We start from the raw sequence: 20971 nt of genomic DNA, 5'->3' as shown, positions 1-20971 counted from the left end.
GAAATAAGCAGAAAAAGAGGAGGACATCGTGATGAGTGAACGCTTTTATTTATATGACGATACGGAAAATACAAGAACGAGATTCGTGAGTTTCATGGGGGAAAATCAACGGTACGACCTGGCCATTACCCAAACTGAACGCTATTACGGGAAATCATTGGTGCTGGATCTTCAGGGCAGTCGATTTGCCATCATGGGAAGAGATGACCTTGATGAACCCGGCTATGTAGAAAGTGTATTTAAATTAACAAATGAAGAAGCAGATGAATTAAGGGACTTCTTAGGTGAAATCATTCTTTGACGAAAGGTACAGCCTAAGAATGAACTCCACTTTACCCTCACATACTAAAGGTATGAAAGGTGGGAGATATAGTGAATAAAGACCGTAACTCTAAAGATAAAGAAGAAGAAGTTTACAGTGACTTCTCCAATGTAGAAACATACCGTAATTTCCTCGTCCCCGAGACACTTCCTGAAGGTCCTTACGGAGCTCCCAGAGGTAAGCATGCCCCTGTCGAAAACAAGAGTACACCATGGGAAGAGGGACAACGATATTATAGTGCCTTCAACTATGAAAACAAATCCCTGCATCAGGATATTCCGCGCCAGGAGCCCGGTTCACACCCGGTTCATGCAGACCCTGATGTAAATGAAGAACCTCCTTATACCGAAAACAAGTAAAAGAAAGGAACAAACGATCATTGTCGTTTGTTCCTTTCTCACCATTATTTATTGGCTTTCTTTACGAGAAAATAAGCGCACCCAAAGTTACAGTATTCATATAAATAATCCTTATGAGTACTTACCTTTGTGTCGAAAGAAGCCTTTTGATTGTGATCATCGAAGAACCCTTTTAATCGGAGCTGTCCGTATCCCCAGTCACCAAGTATATAATCGTATTTGCTTAAAATATCGCTGTATCTTTCCTTAAATGCTTCCTCGTTGAATCCGTCTCTAAATTCCTCAACGATTTCGTAGCATGTGTTCTGCACGCAAATCATCTCGTCCCCCCGCTTTCGTTTCCTTATTCTTAAATTATAACGGATTGTCCATTAATTACTATGAAAAATTGCAACAAGAGATGGTCACCCTATCAAATAGGGGGTGTTTAAGTTGAATAAATTGATCTTAGGTACAACGGTTCTGAGTTTTACGCTAATCGGAACAGCTTGTAATGGTATCGACACAGCCAATGAAGAAATGTTCCACGACAATGGGAATACCATCAACGTAAGTGACAGGGAAGACCTGTATAACGAAAATAGCTGGACCAAAAAAGGAGCACACCGAGGTGAAGACTTCGGTTATGTTCGTCAACAAAAAAGTCCTACTGGAGGTCAAAACATTTCCACGAAGGATATGTACAGCATCAATCGTGAGCAGGTGGCCGACAGCATCAGCAAGATGAGTGTCTCCCTTCCTGACGTGAAGGATTGCTCTACTCTCGTGACGGACGAAGAGGTTCTTGTGTCCTACGTTACAGATAAGAAAGATAAAGACGGCCGCTTTGAAGTAGCCGATCAAGTTAAAAAAACAGCCATGTCCGTCATTCCAAGATGGTACCATGTCTATGTGACCGACGACAAAGCTTTAATGAGAAATGTCGAAAACCTGGCAAAAATGGATAGTGACAGCAAAAATGCGAACACAGCCATTGATGACACCATAAACCTTATGCTCCAGGACTCCCCACAAGGAAGAAACGTGGATTCAGGTGAAAATGCCAACGGTGAAATGACATCGGATCAATACGAAATGCGTGACGACGACACCCACAAAATCAACATGGACCGTCAAAAACGCAATGACTATACTGAGTAAAGAAAAGCGCAGGCGGCTCGTTCAGGCCCGACAAGCATAAGATGAATCTGGCGGAAAGGCGTACTTTGCCTTTTTGCCAGATTTAACTTATAACCTCGAGGGCCTAGCCGGCGGAGCTGGACAACCCGAAAAGCGCAGGCGGGTTGGTCAGGCCCGACAAGCATAAGGCGAATCAACCGGAAAGGCGTTTTTTGCCTTTTTGGTTGATTTGACTTATGACCTCGAGGGCCTACCCGCCGGAGCTGGACAACAAGAAAAGCGTAGGCGGGTTGGTCAGAGGCGACAAGCATAAGACGAGAATGCCGGAAAGGCGCTTTTTGCCTTTTTGGCATTCTTGACTTATGACCTCGAGCCTCTACCCGCCGGAGCTGGACAACAGAAAAGCGTAGCCGGCTCGTTCAGGCCCGACAAGCATAAGATGAATCTGGCGGAAAGGCGTACTTTGCCTTTTTGCCAGATTTAGCTTATGACCTCGAGGGCCTAGCCGGCGGAGCTAAAAACAAGAAAAGCGGAAGCAGAATACAACACTACCTCACATCTGCTACAAAAAGGACTGACTGTTAGAGAGCTCCTCCTTCAGTTCAGTCCTTTTGTGTTGTATGTGAAATTACGCTTTTTGAACTTCTTGCTCACCTTTAGCTTGTCTTGCTTTCGCAGCTGCGTTCACTTGCTCATCAGCATGATAAGAAGAACGAACGAGAGGACCCGCTTCACAGTGACTGAAGCCTTTTTCCATCGCTGCTTCTCGCAACTCAGCAAACTCATCAGGATGATAATATTTTTGAACCTTCAAGTGCTTCTTAGATGGTTGCAGATATTGACCTAATGTCACGATATCAACATGATTGGCACGTAAATCATCCATCGTTTCCAGAATTTCTTCCTTCGTTTCCCCAAGACCGACCATGATACTCGACTTCGTAGGGATATCCGGATTCAACTCCTTCGCACGGCGCAGGAATTCCAATGTACGATCGTAAGTTGCACGTGCACGAACCCTTGGAGTCAGGCGACGGACAGTTTCGACATTATAGTTCATGATATCAGGTTTAGCATCCATCAATGTCTTAATATTATCGAAGACCCCACCCATATCAGAAGGCAATACTTCGATTGATGTGAACGGGCTCTTACGACGGATGGCGCGGACGGTTTCAGCAAAAACTTGTGAACCTCCGTCTTTTAAATCATCACGGGCGACCGCCGTAATCACGACGTGCTTTAAATTCATTAATTGTACGGAATCCGCAACGCGTTCCGGTTCTTTCAGGTCCAGTTCAGTGGGAAGGCCTGTTTTAACGGCACAGAAACGACAGGCACGTGTGCAAATGTCCCCAAGGATCATGAATGTAGCCGTACGTCTCGTTCCCCAGCACTCATGAATATTAGGACAACGTGCCTCTTCACATACTGTATGAAGGTTGTTTTCACGCATCATTTTTTTTAAGCCCATATAATTATCGTTCGTATTCAGCTTAATCTTAAGCCAATCCGGTTTACGAATGTGTTCATCTTTCTTGCTCATACCCCTCATCTCCAATCCTAAATAATTCTGACTTAGGCAAAGAGTGAAACGCTATCTTGATCGTTCATCCTATGTAAAAAAAGCCATCATCAATATACTTCTTTTGTCACTTTATCATACTAAAAAAGTGAAAACAAGCATGTGATACCCTATTACCATTTATTGATGATTATGAATCACGGTGAACGATACAAACTACATATAGGCCCCTAAAAATGGAGGGATTATTTTGTACAAACGATTGGTCTTGGCCATTGTGGTTTTCTTTGCGATAAGTCCTTGTCAGGGATTTGCAGTAGAAAAACAATCAGACGAACAAATACACACCAAACGAATGGAATTATTTCAAAAGAGCGAGGCTTTGACACACATTCCCTGGTATTACTTAGCTGCCATTGATCAGTATGAACGCAGTCTCCGTTTTGCCCGTAAGGACAGGGAAAAGCCATCCTCTCTTATCTCGATTTATATGGAGCCTGAAAAGTGGGTCGGCCCTCTGAATCCTCACTCAGATGATGACAATCCCGAAACGATTGCTCTATTCAATGGAACAGGTCGGGACGGAGATCATGATGGAAAAGCAAGCCTGAAAAGTGATGAAGATATTCTTGCGGCTTTGTCGGATTTTATATTACGGTATGGAATCGACCGGGACAATTTCAAGCTTGCCCTTTGGGATTATTACAAACGGGATAAAACCGTCAGTATTATTATGGGGATTGCAAAAATCTATAAACAATACGGAACAATTCATCTCAATCAAAAAGCCTTCCCACTCCCCTTAAGGTTTAACTATAGTTACAGAAACACATGGGGAGATGCCCGGGGTTGGGGCGGAAGACGGATCCATGAAGGAACTGACCTCTTCGCTGATTACGGTGTTCCAGTCAGGGCGACGTCTTATGGAATCATCGAGATGAAAGGGTGGAACCGTTATGGAGGCTGGCGTATCGGAATACGGGACATTAATAATACGTATCATTACTTTGCCCACTTAAGTGGTTTCGCCAAAGATCTTCATGTAGGACAAGTCGTTGAACCGGGAATGGTCATTGGCGGTGTCGGAAGTTCAGGATACGGACCTCCTGGGACATCAGGGAAATTCCCTCCACACTTGCATTATGGAATGTATAAGGATAATGGCTTGACAGAATGGTCGTTTGATCCATATCCTCACTTAAGGATGTGGGAACGGCAGGACAGAATCAAAAGCAAGAAACATTAAAAAAGCAGACAATGGACATCCATCGTCTGCTTCTTCCTTTATACTTGTTTTTTCGATTTAGAAACAGCGTTCATAATACTTGCTGCTAATCCACCCCAGATGATGACCATTCCTACAACCATCATTGCAATTGCACTACCAGTCATGTTAGCTTACCTCCTTATAGCTGTCTGCGTCTGTTTTGGCATGCCAGCGTTTAAACCCGAAGGCCACTCCCACGATAATGGCAAAGGCAGCTACAAACCAGCCACTGTAAAGAATGAAAGCATCAGAATATCCTTCGTAGTTGCCTGTTTCTGTTTCAAATTCTTTTAGTAAATTCATTTTGAATAAGCCGAACATCATCCACCCAAGAACGATTGGTGTGATGACCCCTAAACATACTTTCCACCAGGCACCAAGACGAATATCCGAGATTCCATTCGCATGGGATTGGAATGCACCCAACTTACGCAGGAACCAGGCGATTACAACTACCTCCACTAATCCTACAAACGCCACTCCAAATTGGTTAATGAAGTAATCCGCCACATCAAGGAACAATAGTCCGCCCTGTGTCGCAAATAGAATCGAGATGATGGCTGAAAGCCCGCCACCGAATAACACTGCCTTGTTACGGGAGATCCCGAATTTCTCAGAGACAGCTGCTACATAGGTTTCCGAGATGGAAATCAATGATGACAGACCGGCAAGGACCAGTGAAGCGAAAAATAAGAAACCAAATACTTCGTTGAATGCCGGGAATTCGTTAATGATCTGCGGGAAGACTACAAACGCGAGCCCCACGCCGCCACTAACTACATCCTGTACCGCCACACCTTGTGATTGTGCCATAAATCCTAAAGCGGCAAATACCCCGATACCTGCCAACAATTCAAAGCCGGAATTACTAAATCCTGTAATGAACGCATTGTTCGTAATATCCGATTTCTTCGGAAGATAACTGGAGTACGTAATCATGATGGCAAAGGCTATGGATAAACTAAAGAAAATCTGTCCATATGCCGCTACCCATACACCCGGATCGGCAATTTTGCTGAAGTCCGGTTTAAAAAACGCCTCAAGACCATCCATCGCACCAGGTAAAGTTATAGCGCGAACAACAATAATTAAGAATAAAATAACAAGTGCTGGAATAAAGATTTTATTCGCTACTTCGATTCCTTTCTTTACACCCTTGAAAAGAATACCAAGCGTAACAGCCCAAACGATGACCAACGGGATTAATACCCCCGGGACCACACTCCCTGTCTGACCTGCATCCACTGTAAGGTTTAAATAATCACTGAATAAGAATGTCTCTGTATCCTTCCCCCAGCCTAAATTGAAAGAAAATACACTGTAGGACATCGCCCATGCAATAATAACGGCATAATAGGTGGAAATGACGAATGCAATTAATACCTGCCACCAGCCAAGCCATTCTGTTTTCTTATTAAGACGGAAATAAGATAACGGTGCTGAACCACGGTACTTATGACCAATTGTAAATTCAAGTACTAATAATGGAATTCCTGCTGTTAGAAGAGCGAATAAATAAGGAATAAAGAATGCTCCCCCGCCATTTTCATACGCTACTGATGGAAAACGCCAAATGTTCCCTAGTCCGATTGCTGATCCGACAGCAGCTAGAATAAATCCTGCTCGTGTACCAAACTGTGCACGATTCTCCATGCTGTTCCCCCCTAGTTCTTTTCAACTACCATTTTAAGGTATTTGAAATTTTTATATTTTCAGATTATTTATAATCTAAAGTCAGTATAGCTAGTTCCGGGACAATTGTCAAAGCTTTATTTTAATGATTTATTGTGAATTTCAGAAAATCACGACAGTACTATTTCACTACAAGGAATTTGTCGGATTTTGGAGAATGGGAGGCAATGGGATCAGAAGGTAAATTCAGCATGATGATTGCATTAAAAAACCAGAAGCTAAAACAGCTTCTGGTCTCCTTCTTAATTATTCTGCAGATGCAGGTTTTGCTTTTTCACCGAACAAAAAGGCGAAGGCCATGATTAATATGATGACTACTACGAGCCCAAGAATGGTGCTGCCGGTGAATCCTAATACAAGGTATCCTATAGCGGCTACAACCGCACCGATGACCGCATAGGGAAGCTGGGTAATCACGTGATCGATATGATTGCTTCCCGCTCCGGTAGAAGAAAGGATCGTTGTATCCGAGATCGGCGAGCAGTGGTCCCCTAAAACAGACCCTGCCAGTACCGCTGCCATGGCAGGGAGTAATATACTTACGTCTGTCGATGCAGCGATTTCTCCGGCTATCGGCAGTAAAATACCGAACGATCCCCAGGATGTTCCCGTTGAAAAAGCCATGATTCCGGCAACCAGGAATAAGATGACCGGCAGTGCCTGCATCGGTAAGCTGGATTGCTCAACGAGTCCCGCAAGATATGTTCCTGTTTGCAGTTGATCGATAAGAGTAACGATCGTCCACGCAAATATCAGAATGTAAACAGCCGGCAGCATGGACTTGATTCCTTCCACTACGGCTGTCCCGATGGCACTCCCTTCAATTCCTTTCAAGCTGACTTGGCGAAGGAAGAAGATCAGGGAAATCACAAGGCCGAATAATCCACCATACAATAATGATTTGGTAACATCCGTATTTTCAAAAATCGGCAGTAAATCAAAGGATCCCACCGCTTGATAACCGGTCCAAAGCATCATGGAAACGGTCCCGATGACAAGGGCCACGATCGGCCATACAAGGTCGCCTACCGACCCTTTAGAACTGACAGGAAGATCATTTTTCAATTCACCAGGAATCTCTTTGCCCGGATCAAAAAGATCTCCAGTCTCAAGGGCACGTACCTCATGCTCTTTCATTTTCCCAAAATCCAATCCTTTATAAGCAACCATGATAACAAGTAAGACAGCTGCCCATACATAAAGGTTCATCGGGATCATCTGTATGAAAGCTGAAAATGCAGTATACTCCGTGATACTGTGAGCTGTAAGAATGGAACCGATAATCCCGATAATGTAAGCTCCCCAGCTTGAAATCGGGGATACAACACAAATCGGAGCAGATGTTGAATCGATGATATAAGCCAATTTCGCACGTGAGATTCTGTGACGGTCCGTTATGGGTCTCGAAACCTGACCGACAGCAAGGGCGTTAAAATAGTCGTCAATAAAAATGATGATACCTAATACCGCAGCCAGTAGCTGTGCGCCCTGTCTTGTCTTCACACGCTTCATCGCCCATTCACCGAATGCGCGGCTTCCGCCTGAGATGTTCACAAATGCAGTGATCACACCAAGAATGAGTAAGAAGAAAATGATGTAGACATTCCATGTGTTAAGCCCTCCATCTGCGACAAAGATGCCTTTGAAGGCGTCCCAAATAAAGCTGATTGTTTTGGTGATTGAGAAGTCTGCCAACAAAAAGGCAGATGCAACGATTCCTACTCCAAGTGAAAGTAGAACCCGCCTCGTGAGTATAACCATAAGAATGGCTAAAAGGGGTGGTAATAGTGAGTAAATCGTGTTTTCCATAGTGTCCTCCTCCTATTTGATAGGGGGGAACCATCGTAGCATGACAGAGGATAATAAAAAAAGGCAACGATAGAGAAGCTATCATTACCTTAGTAAGTAATTTAAGTGCTCCATCACGATCTGTAGCTCCCCATTATAGAAATTCCCTATAATGACAGTGTTATCCTTTTTCAAGATAACCCCAGTAAATACACATTCGACATGTATAATTACTTCGGCAAAAGTTCCCTTTCATCTGTTCTCACAGTTGTCATTCTCAAACAGCCTACTCTTGAACTCTGCGCCTCTACCCCATCGGACTGATGATGTGGTGTGATATAAAATTTTCTTTATTAATATAACAAACTATCATTCTTTTGACAACTTTTTTTCCTGACTAATTTGTGGGAAATTCAATGGAAGGACTTGAGTCCCCTCCACCATTGTTATAAAACTGCGGTACATCCAAATGAACGGTGCCCATTGCGACCAGGATATCCTGCTTGATCGTTTCAGTTTTCGTTGCAAACGGGATGATGATTTGCACATTTACTTCAAGCTCCACAAATACCTTCACCACCGCATTATTGATTCCAAACTGCTCCACCGTTGTTTTCACATCCGAACGTACATCACCAATGGAATGAAAGCGTATGGGGATTTTTGGTCCTAAGTTCCCGAGTAATACGTTGTTCGTTGCCTGACCCAAGGGAACCGAATAAGTAATGCCCTTCGATGCTTTCGACTGTCCTTCATCAATTTCCACCTCGGTGAGAAACTCAAGATTTTCAATATTCCCTGCCTCTGCTTCCTGAAGATTCTGCTGTACAAGATTTGTAATTTCAGCCTGAACCCTGTTGATTGTCTGCGTATTGTATTTAAATGAAACAATATCGCCTTCTGAGTTCTTTACTTCTTCGGTTATATCCGAAATATCCAGAACATCGGCAATTTTCTTATTGATCGCCTTGTTAATGACCAGAGTTCCAATCCTGCTCGTTTGTGTCTCGGCATAAGCAAGGAGCGTCGGTTTCAACCCTTTGTTAATGATCCACAACCCGAATCCAGTTGATATCATAAAAAACAGAAACGTAATGATCATGACATGTCGAAAAGGCAGCGGACCTCCTCTTCGGGGTTTGTAGGTTTTAAACTTTGACAAAAAAATCCCCCCTTACAAGCTATTTGTATGCATTGTAAGGGAGGTTTAACGCAAAAATTTATTAAATCTTAAGAGATTGGGGTTCATAATCGGGATCAAAGCCTGTAATCACCTTGTCTAATTCCGAACTTAAATCCAAGGGATAAGGAGAGAGTAACTCTTGACCATCTTCTTCAATGATCCGGACTACCGGCCGGTCCGTCACTCCTTTATTTTGATCGGTCACGATTCCTTTCCGTCCATCATTCAGTTCCACGATCATACCGTTTGGATAGATCGCGACCGAAGAACGAAAGGCCTCGATCACCTGGGGATCAAACAGGGATCCCGACCCTGCATACAATACTTCCAATGCCTGATGAGGAAGCATGGCTTTCCTGTACACCCGATTTGAGGTCATAGCGTCAAATACATCGGCCACTGCGATAATCTTCGCAAACGGATGAATCTCTTCACCTTTGATCCCCCTCGGGTAACCGGAGCCATCGAGCCTCTCATGATGCTGATATGCACAATGTGCGATAATCAAGGACACTGAATGAAGCTGCCTCAGAATCTCAAAGCCATGCTCAGAATGCTTCTTGATTTCACAGAACTCGTCTTCTGTCAGTTTTCCCGGCTTTAGAAGAATCTCTTCCGGCACGAGCATCTTACCTATATCATGCAATATTGCCCCCACCCCGAGCTGCTCGAGCTGCTTCTGTGACAGCTGGAGCTCAAGACCGATGGAAAGCGTATATAAGGTGACATTAAATGAATGATGAAAAATATAGGAGTCATATGTAAATACATCTGTCAAAATGGTGAGAAGATCCTGATTCGCCTTTACCTCTGACAGGACGTCATCAATCACCTGCTTCAATTGCTTGGCACTATCTTCAATCATAAGTACACTTGGCGACGTATCCGATGAGCTCAATTGATTAAATGCCATCTGGATATTATGGACCGCCTGCTGCCTCACTTTACTCGAAACAGTCCCCTTTACATGGATTCCACTGGAAAGAGAGTCTTCAATATAGACATACTGAATACTAAGTTCCTGCAGCCTGTAAATCATGCGTTCTGTAATGGGAACATTATCATGAATCAAAGCTTGACCTCTCGTATTATATACCGTTGTAGCTAGAACCATGCCGGGTTTTAAAGCCCGTGTTGATATAAGCCTCATAGAATTCTCCTGTGTAATTCTTTCATTTTTCGACAAAATTTCCTAGTATCTCCATTATAAAGGATAAAAACGATCTTGCAAGGTGTATTTCTTTATATATTCATGAAAGAATATTGAAGGATTACAAGAGATTATGGGTTTCAGTTAGACATGTGGAATGAGGAGATGGCATGAGTTAGGCATACCTGAATCACTTTTGTTTACTCAAGATCCTTGTATAAGGCCGAAAGAAGGAAGGTTAAGGAACCCATTTGTCGATTCCCCGTGAAAATCCTCTCTTCCTCCACAAAAACAAAGACCAGCTGCTCTTAATAAAAGCACTGGCCACTCTCGATTTTATATCATTTTTAAAAGTGCCTCTCTGCCGGCCATTCCTGTGTGGATGCCAAGGTTTGCTGCTCCATAGGTAATCGACTCCAATGGGGCATCAAGAAGCTGATCGATGGTTTTCACACCTACTGCTCTTCCCGCAATAATTCCCCTGTCTTTTAACTTCTCATTCAGCAGCGCAACATCAAGTGCTCCACACATTATATATCCTTTTTCACTCGTCACGACGAGTAAATTGGTTTTTGGAAGTTCAACAGAAATCGCTGTAAAGGTATGTCCCCCAATGATAATCGGAGATACATTCATCATGTTTATCGCTCCCTTCACTCATATGTATGTTATGAGTAAGAAAACGGTGAGACATTTACTTTTTTAATTTCCACTCGAGGACATCCCGTAAAAACTCCGGCATGAAGTACTTCTTCTCGAGCCTTTGCAGGTCTGGAAAGAAATGACCGAATGTGAACATATCCGGCAGGGCAAGGGTGTACATTTTTTCAGACTCGATCAGACCGTTACCAATGAAGATATTATGATCTTTGAAATGAATATTCGAATATACGAAACTCCCCATCACTTTCCCCCTGAAGCCAAGTCCTTTCACTTCAAGATGTGGCCAGTCTTCATTAAGAGTCTGCTTAATGATTTCTTTCAGCTCAGCTCCCTTCATCCGGATCATGCAAGGGTTAATGGGGTGGGGAAGGATTCGATGCAAATCCTGCCTGGTCACCACTCCTTCATGAAGTCCATCCATAAGAAGACCTGAATTTAGGAAACCGCAATCAGCCCCGCACCACTCTAAAAGAGCATCACTAAGCAATTCAGGAAGGGTGGATGGCTGATACCAATCAACAAGGTAGGAACTTGTCAGCTGTGTTATTTCATGCTTTAATAACTCCTCCCCTTTCCTGATCCATTGCTCTATTTCTTCCTCCTCCTTATCAACAGAGGGGAGTTCATCCTGATCATAAAGGAGTGCCCTTTTGTTTACAATTTGTTTAGTGGCAGTATCCACCTCAATCATCATATGGCCGACAAAGTGACCATATTTTCCTGCAGCACCCAGCATGGTGCCGTTCACCTCTTTCCCACTAGGTAAAACATGGTGGGTATGAGCGCCTAGAATAACGTCTATTTCCGGGAATTGCTCCCCGATCATCTCATCATCCCTGATTCCTAAATGGGAAAGGAGGATCATAATGTCCACGTGGGGATGAAGCTCTCGAACTAATATCTCCAGTTCCTCCATTGGGGGGGTGATGTTCCAGCCGAGGGCTTCGTAAAAGGGTTTGAAGTAGGCGGTTAAACCAATGACCCCGATTCTCATGCCACTGCCGGTCTGATAAATCCGTTGCGTTTCCAACCAACTAGGACGGCGGGAAGTTCGATTCAACAGGTTCCCTACAATCACATCAAATCGGGCTCCATCATATAGACGATTTAAATCATCATAATCCAATGTGATTCCTTCATTGTTTCCAATGGTGACGGCATCAAATCCGGCTTCATTTAATAATTCAACATTCCCTTTCCCTAACGTCGCTTCACTCAATGGATGAGAGCGGTCCACATGATCCCCGATATCGAAAAGATACACAGGTTCCCCTTTCCTTACATGTTGCTTTTTTCTCTGCTTCAAAAAGTCTCTTATTCTGGGCCAATGCTCAAAATGACTGTGAAGATCGTTCGTATGATATATATGAATGGTTTCTCTCATAAATCGTTCACTCCTATTGGAGGTATGTCATCCTCATCCTGTCATTCCTTGATAAATCAATCGAATTCCAATTATTATTAAAATGATGCGCAATACACTCACCAATACCTTTGACTCGAGTTTCGTATTGACATATGCTCCGAGTTTCGCCCCGATCCAGGCTCCGGGAATGAGAGCCAGAGCATAAAGCCATTTCACATTCCCAAACAGGACGTGTGTCCCCGAGCTCACCATTGCCGATAAAAAAATCATAAACATGGACGTTGCCACAGCCACATGGGGTGGAAACAGGAAGATCAGAATCATGGCAGGGACCATCAATGACCCTCCGCCAATGCCGAACAGGCCGGATGTAAATCCGACGACAAAGGCAATGGCTCCACCTAATAAAGGAGGGTATCCGTATCGGAAAGTTTCTCCACTCGGATCAATGAACTCCCGTTGAAAAGAAGCATTCCTGAATTTTTCAATGGGCTTTAATTTGTTCCGAACCATTAGAATGACTGCGATCAATATCATAAAAATACCGAAATAAAGATTAAAGCTTTCCATATTTAACCCTTTGTTCACCCAAGCACCCACTATGGAACCCGGTCCGCTCCCTGCAAAGAAAATCAAACCGCTTTTATAATCGACGGTTTTGTGCTTTAAGTACGCAAGGGTGGAGGATAACCCTGTGAAGATCATAATGACTAAAGAAGTCCCCACCGCGGTCTGGGGGTTCATCCCATCTATCAAGCTTGTATATGAACCAAAATAGATCAAGGCAGGTACAACGATCACACCCCCGCCTAAACCTACCAGGGCACCTATTGCTCCTGCTAAAAGACCAATTGATAGAAGAACAATCCACTCCATCGGGCTTTCATCTCCTGTCAGCTAAAATAAATCTAGTTGTTTTGGGGCAAGCCCACCATACTCAAGTCCCAATAAATCAATCAGGTCTTTCGCGTTATCAGCCGCGTCTCCACCTGAATTATTGTTAAAGAGAATATAAATATCCTCAGAAGCTTTGTGCAAATGATGAATATGGGGGATCCATTCTTCCAGCTCAGCACGATTATAACGATATAAATAGCGTACCTCGCGCCAATTCTCACCATTTGGTTTATTCCATCCATACAGATTCCTGCCGTGAAAACGTATAAGTGTCGCCTTCTTGTGAGTGGCCTCCAACACACGGGGCACCGACCCCTCGCCTGCTTGAGGTTCATCACAAATGCTGTGGATCCATTCTTCCTTTTTCATAAAGGTTAAGGTCTTGTCCCGAAATTGCGGCCTGAACCAGCTTTGATGCCGGAACTCCAGTGATAGAGGCAAATCTTTCAATTGCTCCCTGCAATACCGGATATAGTCGACATTCTCCTTTTTACAATCGTACCATGGAGGGAACTGAAGAAGGACCATCGCCAGTTTTCCTGCTTCTATGTACGGGGTAAGGGAATCTTTAAATGCTTTGAACATTTCGTCCCTTGAATCAAAGGGTATCTCTCCCCGCTGATGTCCTGTCATTCCCTGGTAGGCTTTCACAATAAAAGAAAAGTCTTCCGGCGTTTCCCTCACCCATTTTTCAGCATTTCGAATAGGCTGAACGGCGTAAAAAGTTGTGTCTACCTCGACGATGGGAAAATGTGCACCATATTCTTTTAGTTTGTCTCTTGGGGAAACATTTTCATAAAGGGTATCATGATCTCCCCAGCCTGTTACACCTATGTATATCATCCGCAATCACCCACTTTATTATGAACATGTCCATTTTATCATAAGGGAAATGGAAATTCTTATGTTAGGTTTCATGTAGAAAGAATCGTGGTTTTTTAGGATAAAAAAACTCCCCTGATGAAGCATCAGGGGAGTTTTAAGGATATATTATCCGATTGAACCTTCCATTTCGAACTTGATCAGGCGGTTCATTTCAACTGCGTATTCCATAGGAAGTTCTTTCGTAAATGGCTCGATGAAGCCCATTACGATCATTTCTGTTGCTTCTTCTTCTGAAATACCGCGGCTCATTAGGTAGAATAATTGTTCTTCTGATACTTTTGAAACCTTCGCTTCGTGTTCTAACGAGATATTATCGTTCAGAATTTCGTTGTAAGGGATCGTATCAGAAGTCGACTGATTATCCATAATCAGCGTATCGCACTCAATATTGGAGCGTGCGCCTTCCGCTTTACGTCCAAAGTGTACAATTCCACGGTACGTAACTTTACCACCATGCTTGGAAATAGACTTCGAAACGATAGTAGAAGAGGTGTTAGGTGCCAGGTGAATCATTTTCGCTCCGGCATCCTGGTGCTGACCTTTACCTGCTAAAGCGATGGAAAGCGTCATACCACGGGCACCTTCCCCTTTAAGGATGACAGCAGGATATTTCATCGTTAATTTCGAACCGATGTTTCCATCTACCCATTCCATCGTTGCGTTCGCTTCACATACCGCACGCTTCGTAACAAGGTTGAACACGTTGTTCGCCCAGTTTTGAATCGTCGTATAACGGCAGTACGCATCTTTCTTGATAATGATTTCAACGACTGCAGAGTGAAGTGAATTTGTTGTGTAAACCGGTGCTGTACAACCCTCTACATAATGAACACTTGCGCCTTCGTCTACGATGATCAGCGTACGCTCGAATTGACCCATGTTTTCTGAGTTAATACGGAAATAAGCTTGAAGTGGTGTATCCACCTTGATTCCTTTAGGAACATAGATGAAAGATCCACCGGACCAAACCGCTGAGTTAAGGGCAGCAAATTTGTTATCCGTAGGAGGAATAACCTTCGCCCAGTGCTCACGGAAAAGCTCTTCATTTTCTTTCAAAGCAGAATCTGTGTCTTTGAAAACAATCCCCATGTCTTCAAGATCCGATTGCATGTTGTGGTATACAACCTCTGACTCATATTGAGCAGAAACCCCTGCAAGATACTTTTGCTCAGCTTCCGGAATACCTAGTTTATCAAACGTCTGTTTGATCTCTTCAGGTACTTCATCCCAGCTGCGTTCTGATCTTTCAGAAGGCTTCACATAGTATGTGATCTCATCAAAGTTCAGTTCCTGCATGTCTCCGCCCCATTGAGGCATAGACATATTATAAAAATGCTCCAGTGACTTCAAACGGAAATCAAGCATCCACTTAGGCTCATCTTTCATACGAGAAATTTCTTCAACGATTTCTCTCGTCAAACCACGTTTAGAACGGAAAATCGATACGTCTTTATCGCTAAAACCGTATTTATAATCTCCGATCTCAGGCATTTTCTTTGCCATGTTGATTCCTCCATTCTTAATTAGAGTAGGAGAAGAGCTTATTCCTGCTCTTCTTCCTGTACTCCTTTTTCCATCGCTTTCCAGGCTAGTGTCGCACATTTAATGCGTGCCGGGAATTTAGCGACTCCTTGTAATGCTTCAATATCTCCTAAATCCACATCGTCGTCATAGTCATTGCCTTGCATCATATCAGAGAAGATTTTGGAAAGCTTAAGGGCCTTTTCAATATCCTTCCCCTTTACAGCCTGTGTCATCATAGAAGCAGAAGCCATTGAAATCGAACAACCTTCTCCATCAAACTTTGCATCCTGGACGACACCGTCTTCAACCTTCAACGTCAGGTGAATACGATCTCCACACGTAGGGTTATTCATATCGATGGTAAAGCTGCCATCTTCTAAAGAACCTTTGTTACGTGGATTCTTATAATGATCCATAATGACTTGTCGATATAACTGATCTAAATTATTAAAAGACATCGCTGAAAAACTCCTTTGTCTTCACCAGGCCGGCAACAAGTTTATCAATATCTTCTTCTGTATTATATAGATAGAAGCTGGCGCGTGCTGTTGCGGATACATTTAACCACTTCATCAGCGGCTGTGCACAGTGATGACCTGCGCGGACGGCAATTCCTTCAGCATCAAGTACGGTTGCCACATCATGTGGATGAACATCATCTATGTTGAATGTCACAATACCCGCACGCTTCCCTGGATCACTTGGTCCGAAGATCGTCATGCCTTCCACTTCGTTCATCTTACTCAAAGCATAAGCGGCAAGCTTATGTTCATGCTCTTCAATATGATGAAGACCGACTTGCTCCAAAAAGTCGATGGCAGCACCAAGCCCGATGGCACCTGCGATAATCGGTGTGCCCCCTTCGAATTTCCACGGAAGCTCTTTCCATGTGGATTCCTGAAGTCCGACAAAGTCGATCATCTCTCCACCAAATTCCACCGGTTCCATTTTGTTCAGGTGTTTTTTCTTACCGTAAAGTACTCCGATTCCTGTTGGGCCAACCATTTTATGACCTGAAAAAGCAAAGAAATCGCAGTCAAGATCTTGTACGTCGACTTTCATATGTGGAGCAGCCTGTGCTCCGTCAACGACCATGACTGCATCATTTTCATGAGCAATCCTGGTAATTTCCTTGATTGGATTCATCGTACCGAGTACGTTTGAAACCATCATGATGGAAACGATCTTCGTTTGAGGTGTAACAGTCTCCCTTACATCCTCGATGGCAATCGTTCCATCTTCTTGAAGTGGAACGTATTTTAACGTAGCTCCGGTTTCTTTGGCCAGCTGCTGCCAAGGAATGATATTACTGTGATGCTCCATATGAGTAATTACAATTTCGTCACCTTCGGAAAGATTTGCCCGACCATAGCTTGCTGCGACGGTATTGATCGCGGTGGTCGTTCCACGGGTGAAAATCACTTCCTGGGTGGAGGAAGCGTTAATGAAATTGCGGACCTTTTCACGAGCTCCTTCATAACCGTCTGTCGCTCTCGTCCCAAGGGTATGAACACCTCGGTGAACATTCGAGTTGTATCCACGGTAATAATCGTTAACCGCTTCAATAACAGAAACAGGTTTTTGAGATGTTGCGGCACTATCAAGATAAACAAGCGGATGGCCATTTACTTCCTGGTCGAGAATCGGAAATTGTTTACGAATCTCTTTTACATCCATTAGTTTACTTTCCTTTCAATAACCTCAACAAGTTGCTTCTTAACTCCCTCGATTGGTAATTGTTTTACCACTGGAGCTAAGAATCCGTGAATAACAAGGCGTTCTGCTTCTTTTTGCGGGATTCCACGACTCATAAGATAGTACAGTTGTAGTGGATCTACTCGACCTACGGATGCTGCGTGTCCCGCCGTTACATCATCTTCGTCAATCAGAAGGATCGGATTTGCATCTCCACGTGCCTTTTCACTAAGCATCAATACGCGGGACTCCTGCTCTGCGTTTGATTTGGAAGCACCATGTTCGATCTTGCCGATACCATTGAAGATAGAAGATGATTCGTCCTTCATGACGCCATGCTTAAGGATGTATCCTTCAGAATTCTTCCCGTAGTGCACAACCTTCGTTGTGAAGTTTTGTTTTTGTTTCCCACGTCCTACGACTACGGTTTTCGTATCACCATATGATCCATCACCCATAAGGTTTGTTACGTTTTCAGAAACGGTATCACCGTCGTTCATCAATCCTAAAGCCCACTCGATGCGTGCATCTCTTTCAGCTACACCACGACGATTTACATAGGTTGTCAAGCCGCTTGATAAGTTATCCACTGCACCATAAGCAACTTTTGCATTATTTTTTGCCAGGACTTCAGTTACGATATTGTATACTCCATCTTCTACATCAGCGGTAGAGATATAGTTCTCAACATATGTGACAGAGCTGTTATCTTCTGCGACAACCAATACATGGTTGAACATAGCCACTTCGGCGTTGTCGTGCACGTAAACCGCTTGAATCGGTTGAGAGAGTTCCACACTCTTAGGAATGTAGAGGAATGCTCCTCCGTTCATCAGTGCTGCATGAAGGGCCGTAAGCTTATGCTCATCCGTTTTCACGCCTTCAGTCATGAAGTACTTCTGTACAAGTTCACTGTGGTCTTTCACAGCTGTAAAAATATCCGTAAAAATAACACCATTGTCTTTTAATTCGTTCGAAAGAGAAAGAAAAGCAGGTGTATTATTTCGTTGGATATAAAGACTTTGATCCTTGCTTTCTAAATCAACTAATGCTTTCACTTCATCCGGCAGCTCACTCAATGATGAGAACGTATCACTATCCACTGTGTGTTTTTGGAATTGAGTGAAATTCCAATTTGTGATTTTCGTTTTATCAGCAACTGGAAGGCTTAGATCCTTTACTTTATCAAAGGCATCTGTTCGAAGGGTTGTTAACCATTCCGGCTCTCCAAGTTGTTTTGAGTAGGAGCTGACATAGTCTTGTTCTACTGGTAGTTTCGTTTCTACAGTCATTTTCATCCCCCTAACACTTACGCTTCTTGGCCAACAGTTTCGTCTTTGATTCCCAGCTCTTCTTTAATCCAGTCATATCCTTCTGCTTCAAGGCGCTGCGCTAATTCTTCGCCGCCTGATTTCACAATGCGTCCCTGCATCATAACGTGAACGTGATCAGGTGTGATGTAGTTAAGAAGGCGTTGATAGTGAGTGATGATTAAGCAACCGAAATCTTCCCCACGCATTTTGTTGATTCCTTTAGATACAACTTTAAGTGCATCGATATCAAGACCTGAATCAATCTCATCAAGAATGGCGATCTTTGGTTGGATCAACATTAGTTGAAGGATTTCATTACGTTTCTTCTCTCCGCCTGAGAATCCTTCGTTTAGGTAACGTTGAGCCATATCCGGATCCATCTCAAGGTATTCCATTTCAGAATCCATCTTGCGGATAAATTTCATAAGAGAAATTTCTTCGCCTTCTTCGCGACGGCTATTAATTGCTGAACGTAAGAAGTCTGCGTTCGTTACACCGCTGATTTCACTTGGATACTGCATTGCAAGGAATAGGCCCACCCTGGCGCGCTCATCCACTTCCATTTCAAGGACATCTTCCCCGTCGAAGTGAATGCTTCCTTTTGTCACTTCATACTTTGGATGCCCCATAATAGCAGAAGATAAAGTTGATTTACCTGTACCATTTGGTCCCATTACTGCGTGGATCTCTCCACCTTTAATTTCAAGGTTAACCCCTTTCAGGATTTCCTTTCCTTCAATCTCAACATGAAGATCTTTAATTGTTAAAGTAGAACCTGCCATGTGTATTTACCTCCGTGACTTTATAATGAATTTAAGAATATAATTCTTTAATCATTCTCAATTTATTCTCATTACAATCTTATAACAAATAAAAGCTATTATCAACTTTTTCAGGTTGTCAGTTCATGTTAACAAGAACGATAGAATCCCTTTCTATTGTTGGCCAAAACTGGTGGGAAAATGTAGGTTGTCTAAGACCTGTTTTTCTTAAGTAGACTATGTGAGAACTTTTGCTTTTCATATAGCGAGTGGTTTGATTTCCGCTGCAGGTGCTCGCTTTCCGCGGGGCTGGCGGTGAGCCTCCTCAGGCTTCGCCCTGCGGGGTCTCACCTGTCCAGCATTTCCCGCAGGAGTCGAGCACCTTCCGCTCCAATCAATTTTCAAAGTCTGATCTTCCTAAAATGACCACAAATTTTACTTCTAAAAAAATAAAAAACCAGTGCATCGTCTACACTGGTTTTCTTTTTTCTTCCTTATTATATGTTAGCGTGCACCCTGCGATCAAGTGCTGCAATCATTCTTCGGCTTTCTTTATAGTCCTGCTCTCTTTTCTTCTCTACTTGCATCCTGACATCATGCTTTCGTTTGTACACCTCATAACCAATCCCATGGGCTCCATGCATTGCTTTCTCCATTTCACTTGTGTACGAGATACTATCAAGAGAGTCGATAATCAATCATTCCTTTCGGTTTTTTAATTACTTTACAACTATACTACCCCCTCGTTCACAAGACAAAACCGGTATTTCAGCATTTTTTCTGAAATTTATCCTTCAGCCTGATTCCCGGGAGCTACCCTTAAGTTTTCACAAAATTCCGCCATTATACTGCCAAATAATAGGTCGACGGTGAAATTTAATTAGTTCGAACGTATATTCATACATACAAGAAGGTTCTCTAAAACCTTCCTCACAAAAAAGAGAAGGATTTCTCCCTCTCGACCTGACTCCTTGCTTTTATTGCTTTAATTGATTCAAATCCTGAATCGACTGCTGTACCAATGTCACTGCCTGGCTCATGACTGCTCCGCCACCGAATGCAGCTGTCACGCCGATTGCCTCCAGTATTTCCTCTTCTGAGCACCCTTGATCCAGGCAGCCTTTTGTATGATAGATGATACAATATTCATCCTGGGAATATAGGCTGATTCCAAGTGCAATCAACTGCTTCTCTTTTTTGGAGAGAACTCCTTCTCTGAAGCAGTGATCTGTAAACGTATTATATTGCTCTGCAAGCTCAGGCATTTTTTCAGTGAAAATTCCAAGTCCCATTTTATAGTCATGAAGGGCCGCTTCTGTAGTATTTCTTGGTTCCATCTGCATTACATCCAGCTCCATTTCTAAAATAGATTCATCGGAAATAGTATGAGCCAATTTGGAAATGAATATGTTAAAAATTGCAGAATGATCATACAAAAAACCCGTTTCATCTGGAAACGGGT

At 43.2% G+C, this 20971-nt stretch carries 23 protein-coding genes and 1 riboswitch; of the genes, 4 read left to right on the top strand and 19 right to left on the bottom strand.

Translation table 11 applies throughout. The features are described from left to right. Positions 1-31 precede the first annotated feature (31 nt). Positions 32-301 (top strand): DUF3055 domain-containing protein, encoded by a 270-nt coding sequence (locus tag BAA9072_RS08455; RefSeq protein ID WP_201714234.1) that lies wholly within the window; start codon positions 32-34, stop codon positions 299-301. Between the two features lie 71 nt (positions 302-372). Then, entirely contained in the window at positions 373-681 is a 309-nt protein-coding gene (locus tag BAA9072_RS08450; protein WP_201714233.1) for a cytosolic protein, read from the top strand. A gap of 44 nt (positions 682-725) precedes the next feature. Here BAA9072_RS08450 and BAA9072_RS08445 read toward each other — a convergent pair whose 3' ends face one another. Continuing rightward, positions 726-1001, bottom strand: a complete 276-nt coding sequence (locus BAA9072_RS08445; RefSeq protein WP_201714232.1) for a YutD family protein — start codon at positions 999-1001, stop codon at positions 726-728. A 103-nt stretch (positions 1002-1104) separates the two neighbouring features. Here BAA9072_RS08445 and BAA9072_RS08440 point away from each other — a divergent pair, with 103 nt between their 5' ends. After that, a complete protein-coding gene (locus BAA9072_RS08440; RefSeq protein ID WP_230980798.1) occupies positions 1105-1821 on the top strand; it encodes a YhcN/YlaJ family sporulation lipoprotein in 717 nt (238 codons plus the stop codon). Positions 1822-2428: 607 nt separating this feature from the next. On the opposite strand, the gene lipA is transcribed toward BAA9072_RS08440, so the two are convergent. Next, on the bottom strand, positions 2429-3346 hold the full coding sequence (gene lipA / locus BAA9072_RS08435) for a lipoyl synthase (RefSeq protein WP_201714230.1): 918 nt from the start codon (positions 3344-3346) through the stop codon (positions 2429-2431). Positions 3347-3572: 226 nt separating this feature from the next. Between lipA and BAA9072_RS08430 the strand changes: the two genes are divergently transcribed. After that, the gene (locus tag BAA9072_RS08430) at positions 3573-4571 is read left to right on the top strand and encodes a M23 family metallopeptidase (RefSeq protein ID WP_408015222.1); all 999 of its coding nucleotides are present in this window, start codon (positions 3573-3575) and stop codon (positions 4569-4571) included. Positions 4572-4609: 38 nt separating this feature from the next. Here the strand turns inward: BAA9072_RS08430 and BAA9072_RS08425 are convergent, their stop codons facing one another. The 17 genes from BAA9072_RS08425 to BAA9072_RS08345 form a co-directional block, all read right to left on the bottom strand. Next, the gene (locus BAA9072_RS08425) at positions 4610-4717 is read right to left on the bottom strand and encodes a methionine/alanine import family NSS transporter small subunit (RefSeq protein ID WP_201714229.1); all 108 of its coding nucleotides are present in this window, start codon (positions 4715-4717) and stop codon (positions 4610-4612) included. Position 4718: 1 nt separating this feature from the next. Further along, positions 4719-6245, bottom strand: coding sequence for a sodium-dependent transporter (locus tag BAA9072_RS08420; RefSeq protein ID WP_201714228.1), 1527 nt, complete (start codon positions 6243-6245; stop codon positions 4719-4721). 285 nt (positions 6246-6530) lie between these two features. Continuing rightward, complete coding sequence (locus BAA9072_RS08415; RefSeq protein ID WP_201714227.1) at positions 6531-8093, bottom strand: Na+/H+ antiporter NhaC family protein; 1563 nt, start codon at positions 8091-8093, stop codon at positions 6531-6533. Positions 8094-8208: 115 nt separating this feature from the next. Continuing rightward, a riboswitch (Lysine riboswitch) is annotated at positions 8209-8390 on the bottom strand. Between the two features lie 79 nt (positions 8391-8469). Continuing rightward, positions 8470-9234, bottom strand: coding sequence for a sporulation protein YunB (yunB, locus tag BAA9072_RS08410; protein ID WP_201714226.1), 765 nt, complete (start codon positions 9232-9234; stop codon positions 8470-8472). A gap of 61 nt (positions 9235-9295) precedes the next feature. Beyond that, positions 9296-10405 (bottom strand): HD-GYP domain-containing protein, encoded by a 1110-nt coding sequence (locus BAA9072_RS08405; RefSeq protein WP_201714225.1) that lies wholly within the window; start codon positions 10403-10405, stop codon positions 9296-9298. 336 nt (positions 10406-10741) lie between these two features. Next, positions 10742-11044 (bottom strand): YunC family protein, encoded by a 303-nt coding sequence (locus BAA9072_RS08400; RefSeq protein ID WP_201714224.1) that lies wholly within the window; start codon positions 11042-11044, stop codon positions 10742-10744. A 55-nt stretch (positions 11045-11099) separates the two neighbouring features. Continuing rightward, positions 11100-12452: a bifunctional metallophosphatase/5'-nucleotidase gene (locus BAA9072_RS08395; protein ID WP_201714223.1), complete on the bottom strand. Its 1353-nt coding sequence runs from the start codon at positions 12450-12452 to the stop codon at positions 11100-11102. Between the two features lie 33 nt (positions 12453-12485). After that, positions 12486-13310 (bottom strand): sulfite exporter TauE/SafE family protein, encoded by an 825-nt coding sequence (locus BAA9072_RS08390; protein WP_201714222.1) that lies wholly within the window; start codon positions 13308-13310, stop codon positions 12486-12488. A gap of 21 nt (positions 13311-13331) precedes the next feature. Continuing rightward, entirely contained in the window at positions 13332-14174 is an 843-nt protein-coding gene (locus BAA9072_RS08385) for a DUF72 domain-containing protein (RefSeq protein WP_201714221.1), read from the bottom strand. A gap of 147 nt (positions 14175-14321) precedes the next feature. Then, positions 14322-15719 carry a Fe-S cluster assembly protein SufB gene (sufB, locus tag BAA9072_RS08380; protein ID WP_201714220.1) on the bottom strand — a complete coding sequence of 466 codons (1398 nt, stop codon included), beginning with the start codon at positions 15717-15719 and terminating at the stop codon, positions 14322-14324. Between the two features lie 38 nt (positions 15720-15757). Further along, complete coding sequence (sufU, locus tag BAA9072_RS08375; RefSeq protein WP_201714219.1) at positions 15758-16198, bottom strand: Fe-S cluster assembly sulfur transfer protein SufU; 441 nt, start codon at positions 16196-16198, stop codon at positions 15758-15760. Then, positions 16188-17417, bottom strand: coding sequence for a cysteine desulfurase (locus BAA9072_RS08370; protein WP_201714218.1), 1230 nt, complete (start codon positions 17415-17417; stop codon positions 16188-16190). Before BAA9072_RS08370 ends, sufU begins: the two co-directional genes overlap by 11 nt. Beyond that, entirely contained in the window at positions 17417-18727 is a 1311-nt protein-coding gene (gene sufD, locus BAA9072_RS08365) for a Fe-S cluster assembly protein SufD (protein ID WP_201714217.1), read from the bottom strand. Before sufD ends, BAA9072_RS08370 begins: the two co-directional genes overlap by 1 nt. Positions 18728-18744: 17 nt before the next feature. Next, positions 18745-19530 (bottom strand): Fe-S cluster assembly ATPase SufC, encoded by a 786-nt coding sequence (sufC, locus tag BAA9072_RS08360; protein ID WP_201714216.1) that lies wholly within the window; start codon positions 19528-19530, stop codon positions 18745-18747. A 237-nt stretch (positions 19531-19767) separates the two neighbouring features. Continuing rightward, positions 19768-19914 carry a hypothetical protein gene (locus BAA9072_RS08355; protein ID WP_201714334.1) on the bottom strand — a complete coding sequence of 49 codons (147 nt, stop codon included), beginning with the start codon at positions 19912-19914 and terminating at the stop codon, positions 19768-19770. Between the two features lie 92 nt (positions 19915-20006). Next, complete coding sequence (locus BAA9072_RS08350; protein ID WP_201714333.1) at positions 20007-20207, bottom strand: hypothetical protein; 201 nt, start codon at positions 20205-20207, stop codon at positions 20007-20009. A 279-nt stretch (positions 20208-20486) separates the two neighbouring features. Beyond that, entirely contained in the window at positions 20487-20852 is a 366-nt protein-coding gene (locus BAA9072_RS08345) for a carboxymuconolactone decarboxylase family protein (RefSeq protein ID WP_201714215.1), read from the bottom strand. Positions 20853-20971: the final 119 nt, after the last annotated feature.

This window comes from Rossellomorea arthrocnemi (assembly GCF_904424705.1).
In the GTDB taxonomy this organism is placed as follows: Bacteria; Bacillota; Bacilli; order Bacillales; family Bacillaceae_B; genus Rossellomorea; species Rossellomorea arthrocnemi.
The sequence above is the reverse complement of the archived record's forward strand: the minus strand, read 5'-3'. Positions and strand labels throughout refer to the sequence as shown.

Bases quoted from the DNA above. Each gene is read 5' to 3' on its own strand.
- sufB (WP_201714220.1), bottom strand. From the start codon at position 15,719: ATGGCAAAGAAAATGCCTGAGATCGGAGATTATAAATACGGTTTTAGC.
- BAA9072_RS08405 (WP_201714225.1), bottom strand. From the start codon at position 10,405: ATGAGGCTTATATCAACACGGGCTTTAAAACCCGGCATGGTTCTAGCT.
- sufC (WP_201714216.1), bottom strand. From the start codon at position 19,530: ATGGCAGGTTCTACTTTAACAATTAAAGATCTTCATGTTGAGATTGAA.
- BAA9072_RS08400 (WP_201714224.1), bottom strand. From the start codon at position 11,044: ATGATGAATGTATCTCCGATTATCATTGGGGGACATACCTTTACAGCG.
- BAA9072_RS08455 (WP_201714234.1), top strand. From the start codon at position 32: ATGAGTGAACGCTTTTATTTATATGACGATACGGAAAATACAAGAACG.
- BAA9072_RS08395 (WP_201714223.1), bottom strand. From the start codon at position 12,452: ATGAGAGAAACCATTCATATATATCATACGAACGATCTTCACAGTCAT.
- BAA9072_RS08415 (WP_201714227.1), bottom strand. From the start codon at position 8,093: ATGGAAAACACGATTTACTCACTATTACCACCCCTTTTAGCCATTCTT.
- BAA9072_RS08370 (WP_201714218.1), bottom strand. From the start codon at position 17,417: ATGGATGTAAAAGAGATTCGTAAACAATTTCCGATTCTCGACCAGGAA.
- sufU (WP_201714219.1), bottom strand. From the start codon at position 16,198: ATGTCTTTTAATAATTTAGATCAGTTATATCGACAAGTCATTATGGAT.
- sufD (WP_201714217.1), bottom strand. From the start codon at position 18,727: ATGACTGTAGAAACGAAACTACCAGTAGAACAAGACTATGTCAGCTCC.
- BAA9072_RS08425 (WP_201714229.1), bottom strand. From the start codon at position 4,717: ATGACTGGTAGTGCAATTGCAATGATGGTTGTAGGAATGGTCATCATC.
- BAA9072_RS08345 (WP_201714215.1), bottom strand. From the start codon at position 20,852: ATGCAGATGGAACCAAGAAATACTACAGAAGCGGCCCTTCATGACTAT.
- BAA9072_RS08385 (WP_201714221.1), bottom strand. From the start codon at position 14,174: ATGATATACATAGGTGTAACAGGCTGGGGAGATCATGATACCCTTTAT.
- BAA9072_RS08420 (WP_201714228.1), bottom strand. From the start codon at position 6,245: ATGGAGAATCGTGCACAGTTTGGTACACGAGCAGGATTTATTCTAGCT.
- lipA (WP_201714230.1), bottom strand. From the start codon at position 3,346: ATGAGCAAGAAAGATGAACACATTCGTAAACCGGATTGGCTTAAGATT.
- BAA9072_RS08445 (WP_201714232.1), bottom strand. From the start codon at position 1,001: ATGATTTGCGTGCAGAACACATGCTACGAAATCGTTGAGGAATTTAGA.
- BAA9072_RS08390 (WP_201714222.1), bottom strand. From the start codon at position 13,310: ATGGAGTGGATTGTTCTTCTATCAATTGGTCTTTTAGCAGGAGCAATA.